Origin of the sequence: Nocardia africana NBRC 100379, from assembly GCF_001612635.1 — a bacterium.
Taxonomy (GTDB): domain Bacteria; phylum Actinomycetota; class Actinomycetes; order Mycobacteriales; family Mycobacteriaceae; genus Nocardia; species Nocardia africana.
The window spans coordinates 57,472-70,651 of record NZ_BDAV01000023.1; the positions used below are offsets into that span (position 1 = coordinate 57,472).

Here is a 13,180-nt window from a genome sequence, read left to right on the forward strand (position 1 = left end):
GCGTCGAGATATCACCACCACGATCCGATCGCCGCGGAGATGCCCCCACCGATGGCTCGCAGCTTGCCGGGTGATTCCTACCGCCGCGCCGAGATCTTCGAAGGTGGCGCCGTGGGCCAGTGCCAGCGCCGCACAATCGGCCATCATGTCATCGACGGCTGGCCGCAGTTCCGCTTCGAGCGCGCCCAATTCGGCGAGAAACGGTGCCGGCCCTTGTGCGCAACGAGAGTGACGGCGCAGCGCGCCCCGGGCCGACGACCGTAATCCAGCGATTGCATCGATCAGCCAACCGTCCGGCTCACTTGCTTCATCATTCACAGGAGGTAAATGTACTTACGTCCCCTGTGCCCGCAAGGGCGTAAATGTATTTGCGCTGTATGTCGGAAAACGGCCGCGATTTCGACAGTCTGGCACCAAGCGGACGCTTCGCCGCAGCGCGCGGATTCAACCACCGATAATGCCCACTTATCGGCGGTCAGAATTCAACTGTCGGAAACATGTTCGATGTCGGGAATCTATGTTCAGAAAACGGCCTAGCGCATATACTCGACACATGCTGATCGGGTATGTGTCCGTGGCGCCGGACGAGGATCCGGGCCCGCAGATCGCGGCCCTGCGCGCCGCGGGGGTCGACACCGCCGATATTCACGTCGACACAGTGACCGCCGTAGACCGGGCCGCTCCCCGTCCGGCGCTCGACCGCGTGCGCGCTTCCGCCGGCGCCGGGACGACCGTTACCGTCACCGCGCTGGACCGCCTCGCACCCGGCGTGCAGCCGCTGGTCGCCCTCGGCGCCGGACTCGCCGCCGCCGGGGCCGATCTGCGCGTGCTTGACGACGGCATCGACACCACCACCGTCGCGGGCCGCGCCCAGCTCGATCTATTAGCCCGGCTCGACCGCCTGCACCGCCGCACCATCAGCACCGGAACCCGCGCCGGACTCGCCGCCGCCCGTGCCCGAGGCCGCAAGGGCGGACGCCCCGCCAAACTCACACCCGAACAGATCGCCCACGCCCAGCAGCTCTACGACGAGGGCGAGAAATCGCTCGACCAGATCGCCAAGATCTTCAGCGTCGGCCGCACCACCCTCTACGGCCACCTGGACAAGACCACCGTCGGAAAACGCCCCCGCGCCCGACGCACCACCCGCATGTCAGCACCGGCGACCACCGAAACCCGAACCGGCACGAATCCCCCCACAGTGCAGACCGTTGCGGCCACCGCAGCGACCGCACCCGCAGCGCCGACGAGTCCCGAAGCCACGACCCCGCCCATCGGCGAGATCGGCCCGATCGTTCCCCCCGAGGACAACCGCGCCGCGCGGGCCCTGGCCGCCCTGCAGCGCGGCCGCCGACGCGAGAACCGGTGGGACGAACCCGCACCATGCCCGTCCTGCGGCCACGATCCCGGCCACCGCGGCGGGCGCCTCGCCCAACACCAGGATCTGCAGATCAGCTGGCTCGAACCGGACCCCTCCGACGACAACCCCGGCGGCATGGTCGTCGCCCACCACTGCACCGAATGCCAGCCCGCGCAACGATTTCCGATCACCTGCGCCGATCCGCACTGCGACAACGGCCCCATTCTCGGCGGCCAGCTCGCTATCGACGCCGCCGCGCCCGGCGCCCAGCTGCCCGAACTGGTCTACTGGTGGCTCGCACGCCGAGGCTGGCGCGACACCGCTGCCGGACTGGTCTGCCCCGAACACGCATGAACGCCGCGGAATGACATCAGCACCCGGGGCGCGCAGCGAAAGCTGTTGGGCAGGACTAGTGTTCGATCGAGCGTGTAACCGGTGGTGAAAGGCAGTCGGGATTCATGGTGGACGAGTTGCGGACGGACCAGGCGCACAGTGCTCGCATGTACGACTTCTATCTGGGCGGCCACGACAACTACGAGGCCGACCGTGCGGCGGCCGCGCGCGTACTCAAGGTGTTCCCGACCGCGCCGGAGATGGCGCGTGCCAACCGCGACTTCATGGGCCGGGCCGTGGAATACCTTGCCCGCCAAGGGATAAGCCAGTTTCTCGATATCGGTACTGGCATCCCGACCGAGCCCAATCTGCACCAGACCGCTCAGGCCGTCGACCCTGCGGCACGGGTGGTCTATGTCGACAACGACCCCCTGGTCCTCACCCACGCCCGCGCTCTCATGCAGGGCACACCCGAAGGCCGGACCGCGTTCGTGGCCGCCGACGCCTGCGACGCCGAGGCCATCCTCCAATCCCCTGAGCTGCGTGCCACGCTCGACCTCGCTCAACCGGTCGCACTCAGCTTGGTCGCGCTGCTGCACTTCCTGCCCGATTCCCGGCGACCACTGGAGGCGCTGCAGACGATCGCTGCGGCCCTGGCACCCGGATCCTGGTTGGTGATCAGCCAGGCCACCGGCGACTTCGCGCCCGATACCGTTGCCGAAGCGGTGCGGATCTACCGTGAAAGTGGCCTGGACCCGCAAGTCCGCTCGCGCGACGAGATCACCGAATTCTTCACCGCGACAGGGTTCGAACTGGTCGCGCCTGGACTCGTGCCCCCACACCGCTGGCCGACCGACACCCTCAAAGCCACCGCCGGTGCCGACGAGCGCGTGAGTTTCTACGCCGGAGTCGGCCGCAAACGCTGACTCCGGGCTGCTGCTGACTCGTTCACCGGCGCAGACCTTTTCGCACGGGACAAAACTGTCGGTCCCTGCGGCTACAGTGGCGCCCCCTGCCCCGCTCAGTAATGTATCCACGTGGATATGACTGCCGATCCGGACGCAGGCGGCGGCGAGGAGGCCGCCGAAACCCCCGGAGGCCAGGGCGCCGCCAGGACGGCCGAGACCGACAGAGCACGCCAGTATTCCACGGGCAAGTTGACAGCCAGCCAGGCCAAGACGGTCAACGCGTGGCGCGGCGAACTCCACCGCCCCCGCCGGCGCACCTACCTCACCGACGACGGACGGCCACCCGCCTCGAGTTCGGACTGCCTCGCAGCCGCTGTCATCGATCTACTCGATGCCGCCCCACCCACGCCTACGGAGGTGGCCCGGTACGCGGCCCGGATCCGTTCAGCGCAGCGCGACGGCCGCCCCGACCGCTTCCCCGGCGACACGCACGTGACCTTCTATCTGCCCGAGCTCTACGCCGGTCCGGCCGAGAGTCTGCTCATCGATGCCCGCGCCGCCCACAGCGCGGCCATCGACGATGCCCGCACAGCGGCCAGGCGCCGGTTTCCAGGCCGCTACCAGGCCGAGGAGCGGTCTCAGTTCATGCTCGGCACGCTCGCTGACCAGCAGCTCACGCCCACTGTGCCTCGCCGGTTGCCGATGGGCACGCTGGCACGGATGGCCATCGACCGATGGGCTCCCCGTGCTCCGCGGGCCGTCGTCGCGGCCGCCGCCAAACACTCGGCGACCTACCACCTCCAGCACCACCGCGCCCGCACCGATATGGGCCGACAGTAGCCGCGCGCCAAACGAATTCCGCAGTCCTGCAAATACATTCGAGAACGGGCTGCGTGTAGCCGCTTCGCAGCTGCCGCCGCCGGGCAATCCTGGGGAACGGATGGCCAGTCGATGCCGGTCCCGCTCCCGTTCGAGCGTGAGCGGCTGGCCGTAGACGGTCGCCGGCCCCGGCGCCCGAGCACCTTCACTCCCGAAGCTGGCCGGTGCGGAGCGGGATCGGCGCATCGTGGTGGGCCCTTCTCGCATCCCGGAATCTGCCGACGGCATACCGCAGCGAACAGCCGATGTTCAAGGGCGCTGCCGCGTCACTGCGTGATTGGCATCCGCCCACCCCCAGCACACCGGCCGCCCGCCGCGATCTGGGCAAGCCCAGATTCCAGAACACGGAAAGGACACTCCACCATGACCACCAACCCCGCTCCCGCACCGGCCAGCCTCTCCCGTTTTGGCGGCGGCCGCTGGGAACCCACCACGGTCACCGTCTACGGCCAGCCGCTCACGCTCGAGCGCGCCGTCATCCCCGGCATCGACTGGCCATCCGTTCCCCAGGATTGCCCGATCTGCAACAGCGGCGAAGGCTGCTACGCCCAGACCGTCCTCGAATGCGAGTACTGCGACCACGGAATCTGCCACGAATGCGGCATCTCCAAGACCCTGCTCGGCTGAGCGGGCTCGGGGGCTCCGGCCCCCACTCCGCCGGGTGCCCGGCAACGAGGCCGGACAGCGAGTCGCCGCCGACGCTGACCCCAAGCCCGCGGGCTCTCGCGGTCCGGTGCGGACCCTGTCCTTTCCATCTGCACCGGACCCGAGAGGCAGCGAAAAGATATCCACGTGGATACTCTCAGCCCGCGCAAGCCGTATGGATCCCGAGGCCCCAGCCTTGCCCTCACGGGCGCGCTGCGTGTCTCTCGGTGTCAGGCAGGTCCGGGGCGTGGATGCGCGCCGGTGTCGCACCGGGCGCTACACCCGGATCCGGAGATGCAGCTTCGACGGTGACTCGTCTGCTGGCCGCAGGGTCGGCGGCCGATTCCGCGGCCTCCTCCAACTGCCGGCGGGGGGGCGCTGCGCACGCCGATAAAGCAGGCGAGGAGGAGGGCAAGCCGTTCACTCGGGACGTGTGCGCCGCTCCAGGTCGCCGAGAAAAGTGCTGGTCAAACACCGAAAGGCTTGCATAGTACTATGGTGACGTAGTACTATATAGGTATGCCAAGGGGGAAGGCCCCGAGGCACTACCAAGGAGGCGCTATGGCTCTGGCATCGAAGTTCCGTAACCCCGTCGCGATCCGCTCGACCGACGAGCCCCTGAGCGAAGTCGAGATGCGCGCGGTCGCACCGTCGATCTTCGCCGACGAGGCGCACGAAACCCGAAGCGAGCGCTACACCCACATCCCGACCATCGAGGTGCTGCGAGGCCTCGAAAAGGAGGGATTCCGGCCGTTCGCGGTCGCTCAGACCCGAGTCCGGGACGAAGGCCGCCGCGAATTCACCAAGCACATGATCCGTTTGCGTCACGCCAACACGATCGCCGCCGACGAGGCCAACGAGGTCGTGTTGCTGAACTCCCATGACGGCAGTTCGAGCTATCAGATGCTCGCGGGAATGTTCCGCTTCGTTTGCGCCAACGGCATGGTGTGTGGAGAAACCATCGAAGACATTCGAATCCGCCACTCGGGCCGGGCGGTCGAGGATGTCATCGAGGGCGCATACCAGGTTCTCGGCCAGTTCGAGCTTGTCGAGAACCAGCGAGATGGCATGAAGGCGGTGCCGCTGGACGAGGCCGAGCAGCAGGTTTTCGCCGACGCCGCGCTCGCCCTGCGCTACGACCCCGAAGACGGCAAGCCCGCGCCGATCGCCGCGCGGCAGTTGCTGCGGCCGCGTCGGATCGAGGATGCCCCGGTGGATCTGTGGTCGACGTTCAACCGGGTACAGGAAAACGTCATCCGGGGCGGATTGCCCAGCAGCACCCGGACCGGACGCCGCACCAAAACACGCGAGGTCAAAGGCATTGACCAGAATGTGAAGCTGAACCGGGCGTTGTGGATTCTCGCCGAGGGAATGCGCAATCTGAAGACCAACGGCTAACCGATCACCGAGCGGGCCGGGTAGGTAGTGGCTACCCGGCCCGCTTTGCGTTTGCTGTCGCCAGCGCACCACTCCCCCTCGCCGGCGAGGGGGAACGTCCGGGAAAAGCTCGCCGGAGGTCTCACCAAAGGGTTGAATAGTACTATGGTGACGTAGTACTATTAGTGTACCGACGGAGAGGCCGTCGGAACCGAAAATCAGGAGGCTCTCATGGGCGAACGCTCCATCACCACGATCAGCATCGGCGGCGAGACCGCCAACTACAACCTGGCGTGGGGGTCGCCGCAATACCAGGTGCCTATGCACGGCAAATGGGTTGTGGACATGGCCGAGCAGGGCCGCGAGCTCACGATCGAGTCGTGGGAGGCGTGGGCGGCCGACGAGGATCACGATGTCGCCGTCGAGCGGGTCGGCTACGACGCCGAAAGCGCTGGCGCGCTGCACATGTACATACTCTCGGTGACCGCGAACGGCGAATTCTCCTACTGCTATCGGCACCGGCCCGTTGGTCGGCCGGAGTGGCTGACCATGCTCGAGTGCGACACCGTCGCGCAGTTGCTCGCGGCCGGGGTCGAATGGGCGGAAAAGTTGCACCGCACAGCGATTCGACGCAATGCGTCCACGCCGATGGTGCGCGCGTTCGGTGACGACGTCGAGGCTGCGCGTATTCGTGAGGCGGCATTCGCGGCGATGTATGGCGACACGATCCCGCCGATCCTGCCCGAGCTCGACACGTTGCCCGAGCCGCGTGCCGAACACAGCGAAGCTGAGCACCTGGCCGAGCGCGTGCGGTATTGCGAGCAGGCGGCCGCCGAGGGGATGCAGCTTGCCCGAGCCAGTGTCGGCAGTGCCTCCCACCAGGAGATCTACGCCCGGTCGCGCGGGTTGCTGCTGATCTCGCTGCGTGCGCGAGGCCGACTGCTGGATCTGACGGCGTAACGGCATCGGCCGGGCGGGTAGTAGCCGCCCGGCCCCACCGTGCCAGGGCCCGCAGCGATCACGCCCCATCCAGCCGGACGGGGCGTGATCTGTATCACACGCAAGCGCATTGCACGACACTACGGTGTCATAGTACTATGGAACTGTAAGCCCGAGAGACCGGCGGAAGGAGCCGACACCATGAGCGAGATCGATTTCAGCACCCGGTGCCCGCAGAAGTACCGGACTTTGCGACCGCCGGCACCGGGGGCGGTGCTGGAATGTCACGCCTATCACCGCCACGAACAGTGGGTGTGCCATGTGCTCGACGGTGCGCAGAGCCTGGCCGCGGACCGGGCGTGGACGGCCGAGCTGCGCCGCATCGCCACGCTGCCGGACGCGATGCGTCGCACCGAGATGCGCCGCCAGCGCATCCACGACGTGGACGCCGATCTGATCGAGCGGTTCGCCGCCGAACACCGGAGCGCTCAGTGGCAGCTGCTGGACCGATTGGCAGAGCTGGCCGGGCAATTCGATGTGTCTCAGAACCCGCAGGAACTGTGCGCGCAGTATTACGCCCGGCGAGCGGCGGGTGATTCCGAGCAGATTTTCCGGGCGCAGTTCGCGCTGGCCTGTCGGTTCAACGCCGCGTACTGGGCCAACGGCGGCATCGGTGACGAGCCGATGAAGGCAGTTGCCGACGCGATCGAATGGCGCTGGCGCGAGCAGTCCGGGCCCGAAGGCCGCGCCGATTGGGACTATCTCGCCGATGCTGTGCATGACTGGGAGCAGGCTCCGGCGAGTATGGCCCGGTTGGTCGAGCAGATCGCCCACGACGAGGACGAAGGAGCCCGCCCGCTCTCCCCGACCCAGCGGCGCAGCATCATGCAGGCCCGCGAGCTGACCGGCCACGGCGCGTGGGAGGCGTGATGCGTATCCCGGCTCGACCGAGCAGCGCCCGCCGGGCGGGCGCACTCGCCGTCGCTGTCGTGGCGGCCGCCGCCGTCGCTCTCGCGGCGTATCTGCTGGCTCGCCGCCCGCAGCGCACCGCCCCGCCCGCACATCCGCGCGCGCAGCACACGCCCCGGTCACGCAGCGCGATCCGGGCCCAATTCCGGCCGGAGTTGCTGCGGTCGCACTGCGAACGCCTCGAGGACATCGACGAATCCGACTTGCTGGCCGAGTATCAGCGCGCCCATCGCGCGGCCGAGCGGGCACGAAGGCTGCCGTTCGACCGCGCCGACCCGGAATCGCTGCAATTGTGGAGCGGTCACCGCGACGCCCTGGCCGCCGAGGCCGCCCGCCGGTACGCGCTGGGTCTGTCCCCCGAGGCGGCATCCCCCACCGCGTCGAGAAACCGCGCGTGACCTGCCACTTGTGATGCAGGTCACACGCTCCACATTTGCATAGTACTATGGTGACGTAGTACTATGAATGTATCGGCGGAAGGGCCGCCGAGGGAAAGGGCAAAGGTTATGAGCTTGGTTCTGGTGGACGTGACCGACACGGCAGCGGCGATGGGCTTCCGGTGCACGGTCCGCGTCGACAGCGCGATCGCGCCGGCAGACGTCGCTCAGGTACTCGAGGCCGCCCGCGCGGCGGCCGCCGACATCAGCGCGCCCGTGCGCCGAGTGCCGTTCCGGATCGTCAGCGTCGAGGCCGGAGTGATCGAGGCCGTTCCGCTGGAACTGGTGCTCGGCGTCGACCCGCTCGGACGCCCGGCAGCGGCAATCCTGGCGTGAACCTCACGCGAGGGCCGGAGGCGCGAGCGCCCCCGCGTGAATCCCCCACCCAGCCAACACAAAAGGCACCGGGTAGGTAGTAGCTACCCGGTGCCTTTCAACCCAGGATCGTACGCGAAAGGCACTACGGATGACAACGACCGAGAAGACCAGCGAGGCGCAGGCGCAGGCCGCCGCGCCCGTGCCCCAGGCCGGAGATGTGGCCGCGCAGGTGGTGTGGCTCAAGACCGAGGACCTGGTCATAGCCAAGAATCGCAAGACCGACGCGGAGAAGGTGCGAACACTGGCCCCGTCGATCAAGCAGCACGGCAACTTCGTTGCGGTGCAAGTGATTCCCCGCAGCGACGGCCGCTACGACGTGCGCGACGGTGCACACCGCGTCCAGGCCGCCCGCAAGGCCAAAGTGCAGCTGATGAAGGCCGAAATCGTCAGCGCCGAAACCGATCTGGACGAGAAGGCCGCCGAGCTGGCGCGGCTGGATCGGCAGTTCAACACTGGCAAGCACGTCAACCCGTTGTCGGCGGCCGCCGAGGCCCAGTTCACCGCCGAGGCGCTGGACCTGGGGTTAGACGTCGAGGAGGTGGCGAAGCGGTTCGCCGTCGCACCGGAGCGAGTGCGCGCCGCGCGCACTGTGGCCCGCTCGACCGCCGCCCAGACGCTGGCCGAGGCCACAGACCTGGACCTGATGCAGATTGCCGTGGTCGAGGAATTGGGCAGCGACGATCCGGCCACCGTGGAGCGACTGGTCAACGCCGCCGAAAGCGGCCAGTTCGAGCACGTGGCCGCGCAGGTGCGTAGCGAGCGCGAGGCCCAGGCTGCTTGGGCGCGAGCCGCCGCCGAGTACCGCGACCGCGGATTCACCGTCCGCGAGCAATGGGTGCCGTATCAGGAGTATTCGACATGCACCCCGATGCGGTATCTGCGCACCGCCGACGGTGCCCAAGCCACCGAGGAGCACGTGAGCGACCCCGCGCACTGGGTGGTGCAGCTCGATGACGACGAGGAGTTGCGTCACGCCGAGACCGGCGAACCGGTCGAGGAGACGGCGGTCGATTGGGACACCGACGAGGACCCCGAACGCGAGCCCGCCGAAGGGCTGATGCACGCCAGCCAGGTGCGGTGGGTGACAACGTGGAAACCGCTGTACTACTGCACCGATCTGGCCGGGGCCGGTCTGACATCGCTGTTCGGAGGTGGCAACGCCGCCAGCGCCGGGCCGGTCGACGCCGAGGCCGCCGCCAAGGCCGAAGCTGAACGCAAGCAGGCCGAACGCGCCGCCCGCCGCCGCGTGATCGCGGCCAACCGGTTGGCACGCGCGGCAACGATCGTGCGCCGCGACTGGCTGCGCGAACGGCTCAGCGGCGCAAAGCCGTTCAAGGGCGCGGCGAAGTTCACCGCCCAGGTGCTCACCGCCGATGCAACCATCATCAGCGAGCACAGCGCGCGTGATCTGGCCGCCGACCTGCTCGGACTGACCGGCATCGACCCGGCCGGAAAGCTCGCCAGCACAGGCGCGGAGGTCGCCGAGAAGGGCAGCGACAACCGCGCGCAGGTGATCGCGTTCGCGCTGGCCGCCGGGGCAGTAGAAGGCCGGATGCAGGCGAAGAAGGCCCGCCCGGAAGACGAAGCACCGAACTACTGGCGCATGGCGGATCAGGCCGGGAGCAGCGGCCACTACAGCACCCGCACGCAATCTCTGGTCGCCACCTACTTGCAGGTTCTGCGCGAGCAGGGATACGTGGCCGCCCCGATCGAGCGGGTGCCACTGGGTGAGCTCAGCGCCGACGAGGCGATCCGCGAATCCGAGGGCAGCGAGCAGTAACCACTACCGGGGGCGGTCCGCCACCAGAACACGGTCCGGCCCGCCCCCGGGCCCCCCGCCACGCTCTGATAGTGACAGCGGTCACACCCCTTCTGGTTGCATAGTACTATGGTCGCATAGTGCTATGAATGTATACCGAGAAGAGGTCACCACCCGAGGAGGACGCCATGACCAACGCCGCCGCTGCCGACCGGATCATCGAGATCATCGACGACGCGCTCGCCGATGACTCGTGGGAACACGGTCCCGACGCGATGCGGTGGGCGCCGGTCGAGGAGCAGCCGGCGCCGCTGTGCGTCGGCGCCGTGGTCGACTACCACGGCTCGTTGACCAGCGAGTACGGCGAATACGTCGTGGTCGGCATCGACTCCATCAACGGGCGGCTGACCTTGCGTCACTACGACTACCCCGAGATCCGGCTCGACCGGGTGCGCCGCGCGTCGGTCACCGACACCGGCGAGCGGGCCCCGGTGTGCCAGGAGTGCGGCCACCCCGCAGCCCACCGGTACCGGTCCCATCCCGGGGCGTGCCCGCGCGTCGGGTGCGAGTGCCCGCATCACGACTGACCGGCTCCGGCCGAGGCCAGTCACTTGCCTCGGGCACGGCGCGCCCGTGCCCGGGGTTGGCAACTGGAAGCCGAGAAAGGAAATCCGATGAAGACCGTTATTTTCCGGTGGCGTGAGATCTCCGATCACAGCGCCGTTGTGAACGTGCCCGACAGCTTCGACCCCGCGACCGCCACCCCTACCGCACTCACAATCGCGGTATCGGAAATCCCCGACGACGCCGACAGCTACGACGCCGGGCATGTCGAGGCGGTCACCGTTGCCGAGGTCGATCACCAGCCCGACGCCGAGGTGGTCAACCTTGAGGCGCACCCGGCCGAACCCGCGCCCGAACAGGCCGCCGCGACCGCAGACCCCGCCCCCGTTCTGGTGGGCTGGCGCGCGCAGAACGAGGACGGAAGCGGCAACACCTACCGCTTCGGCCGGAACTGCATCGATTGCGACCCCACCTACGACCCCATGTACCGCACCGGTGTCCCCTGCCGCGACCCGCAGGCCCATGCCTACGTCACCGTCGCCAATTGGCGCACGTTCGGCCACCGCGCCGACGTCGTGCCCGTCTACGAGACCGCCGCCGATACCGGCCGATCCGGTCAGCCGTAGGAGTTGCATAGTGTCATGAGTCCATAGTACTATGGACTCATGACAGGGAACACGAATATGGATGCCGACGAGCTGACCGCCATCTACGGCGAGCCGATCCACGCCTACACCCGCGCGCAGGCGCTCGAGGACGGAGTCCTCCACGACATCAGCGACCTGGCTCGCGAAGCCGGATTCCGCCACCCCGTGCACGTCGCGGCGCACGCCTGGGCCGAGGCGATCGCCTGGCCGCACGAGGACCTGTGCCAGGACGAGACCGGGCGCACATGGGACGTGCTGACCATGGCCAGGTTCGGAGTGCGCGCGGCGATTCGGCGCGGGCAGGACACCGGGCCGATCGCGTTCAGCGTCGTGCGGTTTACCGCACCGGGGCAGGAGGAGCCCGAACCGCTCGCGCTGGAATCGAGAGCAAATCACCACGACGAGGAGGGTTACCTGCCATGAGTCGCGCCCACATCACCGTCACCCGCAACGCCGGAACCAAAAGCGATGTGCCCGTACTGATCCGCATCGCCCGTCACGCCGAGCTGACCGGCCCTACCGTCGGCGACCTGCTCCAGACCCCGGGCGGCCCCCATCGGATCGGGCGACTGTTCAGCGGCGGATTCCAACTCGCCCACGAGAACGGGCGGTTCTACCTGGCCGAGGACGGAATCCCCCAGCACTCCGGCGGCCTGTCCGCGCCGATGATCGCCGCCCTGGTCGACACCGGCCAGCGCGCCGACACCGAGGCATGGGTATTCGGCCCGGACCGCACGCCGAGGACCGTCACCGTGTCGGCGCGGATATGGCGCGTCGCCAGCGCCGACGTCTCCGAGATCTGAATCACGCTTGATCAAACAGCGGTACCGTAGTACTATGAGGACATAGCGCTACGGTATCGTTTAGGAGGACAGGACATGGTCGAGTTGACCATCACGCACACCGCCGCCGAAGGCACTCGCATCGAAGGAACCAGCCGAGGTGATGGCACCTACGAGACCATGGGCACGGTCGAGCGGCGCATCGGCCGGCGGTACTGGATATGGGCCCACGGCCTCGATTGCTGGGTGGTTCGCAACTCGCGTGACCGCCAACCCAACATGATGGCCATAAACGGGGCCGCCGAGGCGCTGCGCGAGGCCGGACACGAGGTCGCCATCCGCATCGACCGCCGCCATCGCGCCGCCGCCGAGGCAGCCGCCGACCAGGCCGACCGGCGCCACGCCCGCGCGGGAGCCTTGCGCGACAAGGCTGACCGCCACCAGCGCCGGGCCGAGGCCGCCGACGCGGCCGCCGACCGAGCGCAGCAGTCGCTGCCCCCCGGCGGCGAACCGATCAAGATCGGTCACCACTCGCAGTGCCGCCACGAGCGAGCGCACGCACGTGCCGAGCAGACCGCCCGCAAGGCCCGGCAGGCGCGCGCCGACGCCGCCGAGGCCGAGCGCCGGGCACGTGCCGCGGAGCACGCCGCGACCGTCCCGGACAACCCCGCGACCATTCGTCGGCGCATCGAGCGCCTCGAAGCCGCCCAGCGCGCCGACGAGCGCGCCCGCGACGGCTACACGCGAAATCTGGGAGTCAACGCCCAGACCGGGCAGACGATCACCGAGGTACACCGGCCCGCGACCGGCGCCTACCGCGAGCAGCTCGACGCCGCCATCGCCCAGCGCGCCGACGAGCTCGCCCACCAGCGCGAGCAGCTCGACGCCGCGCGCGCCGCCGGTGCTGTCGTCATCACCGCCTCCATGATCCGGCCCGGCGACCGTGTGCACACCGGGCGCACCGTGCGCCCCGAGCCCGTGGTGAAGGTCAACAAGACCACCGTGACCCTCGACGTCGAGCCCGGATGGAACAACAAACTCCCCATCAACAAGATCACCGGAATCACCAACAGCACCGGCCAGCGGGTCAGTTTCGACGCCGAGGGCCGCCGCAGCGACGAACCCGCCGCCGCACTGCAGTAGCCCCAGCCCCCACGACACGCCGCGAGGAGCAACGACGCTCCCCCGGAGCCCCATCCGATC

At 68.4% G+C, this 13,180-nt stretch carries 15 protein-coding genes; all 15 read left to right on the forward strand.

Features of this window, described 5'->3' with window-relative positions:
- Window positions 1–553: 553 nt before the first annotated feature.
- The 15 genes from NA3_RS35605 to NA3_RS32150 all read left to right on the forward strand — a co-directional run bounded on the left by NA3_RS35605 (window position 554) and on the right by NA3_RS32150 (window position 13,120).
- Window positions 554–1,714: a recombinase family protein gene (locus NA3_RS35605; protein WP_063917845.1), complete on the forward strand. Its 1,161-nt coding sequence runs from the start codon at window positions 554–556 to the stop codon at window positions 1,712–1,714.
- A 104-nt stretch (window positions 1,715–1,818) separates the two neighbouring features.
- Window positions 1,819–2,619: an SAM-dependent methyltransferase gene (locus NA3_RS32085; protein WP_062968127.1), complete on the forward strand. Its 801-nt coding sequence runs from the start codon at window positions 1,819–1,821 to the stop codon at window positions 2,617–2,619.
- Between the two features lie 117 nt (window positions 2,620–2,736).
- Window positions 2,737–3,441, forward strand: coding sequence for a hypothetical protein (locus NA3_RS32090; protein ID WP_062968129.1), 705 nt, complete (start codon window positions 2,737–2,739; stop codon window positions 3,439–3,441).
- Between the two features lie 402 nt (window positions 3,442–3,843).
- A complete protein-coding gene (locus NA3_RS32095) occupies window positions 3,844–4,107 on the forward strand; it encodes a hypothetical protein (protein WP_062968131.1) in 264 nt (87 codons plus the stop codon).
- Window positions 4,108–4,686: 579 nt separating this feature from the next.
- Entirely contained in the window at window positions 4,687–5,523 is an 837-nt protein-coding gene (locus NA3_RS32100) for a DUF932 domain-containing protein (protein WP_062968133.1), read from the forward strand.
- A gap of 210 nt (window positions 5,524–5,733) precedes the next feature.
- On the forward strand, window positions 5,734–6,462 hold the full coding sequence (locus tag NA3_RS32105; protein WP_062968135.1) for a hypothetical protein: 729 nt from the start codon (window positions 5,734–5,736) through the stop codon (window positions 6,460–6,462).
- A 180-nt stretch (window positions 6,463–6,642) separates the two neighbouring features.
- On the forward strand, window positions 6,643–7,371 hold the full coding sequence (locus NA3_RS32110) for a hypothetical protein (protein WP_062968137.1): 729 nt from the start codon (window positions 6,643–6,645) through the stop codon (window positions 7,369–7,371).
- Entirely contained in the window at window positions 7,371–7,808 is a 438-nt protein-coding gene (locus NA3_RS32115) for a hypothetical protein (protein WP_062968139.1), read from the forward strand. The genes NA3_RS32110 and NA3_RS32115 overlap by 1 nt, the downstream gene beginning before the upstream one ends.
- Before the next feature lie 108 nt (window positions 7,809–7,916).
- Complete coding sequence (locus NA3_RS32120) at window positions 7,917–8,183, forward strand: hypothetical protein (RefSeq protein WP_062968141.1); 267 nt, start codon at window positions 7,917–7,919, stop codon at window positions 8,181–8,183.
- Between the two features lie 130 nt (window positions 8,184–8,313).
- Window positions 8,314–10,005: a ParB/RepB/Spo0J family partition protein gene (locus NA3_RS32125; protein ID WP_062968143.1), complete on the forward strand. Its 1,692-nt coding sequence runs from the start codon at window positions 8,314–8,316 to the stop codon at window positions 10,003–10,005.
- Window positions 10,006–10,133: 128 nt separating this feature from the next.
- Window positions 10,134–10,571 (forward strand): hypothetical protein, encoded by a 438-nt coding sequence (locus NA3_RS32130; protein ID WP_128145840.1) that lies wholly within the window; start codon window positions 10,134–10,136, stop codon window positions 10,569–10,571.
- A gap of 87 nt (window positions 10,572–10,658) precedes the next feature.
- Window positions 10,659–11,174 (forward strand): hypothetical protein, encoded by a 516-nt coding sequence (locus tag NA3_RS32135; RefSeq protein WP_062968147.1) that lies wholly within the window; start codon window positions 10,659–10,661, stop codon window positions 11,172–11,174.
- Window positions 11,175–11,213: 39 nt separating this feature from the next.
- Window positions 11,214–11,618 (forward strand): DUF6573 family protein, encoded by a 405-nt coding sequence (locus NA3_RS32140; RefSeq protein ID WP_128145839.1) that lies wholly within the window; start codon window positions 11,214–11,216, stop codon window positions 11,616–11,618.
- Window positions 11,615–11,998 (forward strand): hypothetical protein, encoded by a 384-nt coding sequence (locus NA3_RS32145; RefSeq protein ID WP_062968151.1) that lies wholly within the window; start codon window positions 11,615–11,617, stop codon window positions 11,996–11,998. The genes NA3_RS32140 and NA3_RS32145 overlap by 4 nt, the downstream gene beginning before the upstream one ends.
- Window positions 11,999–12,073: 75 nt before the next feature.
- The gene (locus NA3_RS32150) at window positions 12,074–13,120 is read left to right on the forward strand and encodes a DUF3560 domain-containing protein (RefSeq protein ID WP_062968153.1); all 1,047 of its coding nucleotides are present in this window, start codon (window positions 12,074–12,076) and stop codon (window positions 13,118–13,120) included.
- Window positions 13,121–13,180: the final 60 nt, after the last annotated feature.

Bases quoted from the DNA above. Each gene is read 5' to 3' on its own strand.
- NA3_RS35605 (WP_063917845.1), top strand. From the start codon at position 554: ATGCTGATCGGGTATGTGTCCGTGGCGCCGGACGAGGATCCGGGCCCG.
- NA3_RS32085 (WP_062968127.1), top strand. From the start codon at position 1,819: ATGGTGGACGAGTTGCGGACGGACCAGGCGCACAGTGCTCGCATGTAC.
- NA3_RS32090 (WP_062968129.1), top strand. From the start codon at position 2,737: ATGACTGCCGATCCGGACGCAGGCGGCGGCGAGGAGGCCGCCGAAACC.
- NA3_RS32095 (WP_062968131.1), top strand. From the start codon at position 3,844: ATGACCACCAACCCCGCTCCCGCACCGGCCAGCCTCTCCCGTTTTGGC.
- NA3_RS32100 (WP_062968133.1), top strand. From the start codon at position 4,687: ATGGCTCTGGCATCGAAGTTCCGTAACCCCGTCGCGATCCGCTCGACC.
- NA3_RS32105 (WP_062968135.1), top strand. From the start codon at position 5,734: ATGGGCGAACGCTCCATCACCACGATCAGCATCGGCGGCGAGACCGCC.
- NA3_RS32110 (WP_062968137.1), top strand. From the start codon at position 6,643: ATGAGCGAGATCGATTTCAGCACCCGGTGCCCGCAGAAGTACCGGACT.
- NA3_RS32115 (WP_062968139.1), top strand. From the start codon at position 7,371: ATGCGTATCCCGGCTCGACCGAGCAGCGCCCGCCGGGCGGGCGCACTC.
- NA3_RS32120 (WP_062968141.1), top strand. From the start codon at position 7,917: ATGAGCTTGGTTCTGGTGGACGTGACCGACACGGCAGCGGCGATGGGC.
- NA3_RS32125 (WP_062968143.1), top strand. From the start codon at position 8,314: ATGACAACGACCGAGAAGACCAGCGAGGCGCAGGCGCAGGCCGCCGCG.
- NA3_RS32130 (WP_128145840.1), top strand. From the start codon at position 10,134: ATGTATACCGAGAAGAGGTCACCACCCGAGGAGGACGCCATGACCAAC.
- NA3_RS32135 (WP_062968147.1), top strand. From the start codon at position 10,659: ATGAAGACCGTTATTTTCCGGTGGCGTGAGATCTCCGATCACAGCGCC.
- NA3_RS32140 (WP_128145839.1), top strand. From the start codon at position 11,214: ATGACAGGGAACACGAATATGGATGCCGACGAGCTGACCGCCATCTAC.
- NA3_RS32145 (WP_062968151.1), top strand. From the start codon at position 11,615: ATGAGTCGCGCCCACATCACCGTCACCCGCAACGCCGGAACCAAAAGC.
- NA3_RS32150 (WP_062968153.1), top strand. From the start codon at position 12,074: ATGGTCGAGTTGACCATCACGCACACCGCCGCCGAAGGCACTCGCATC.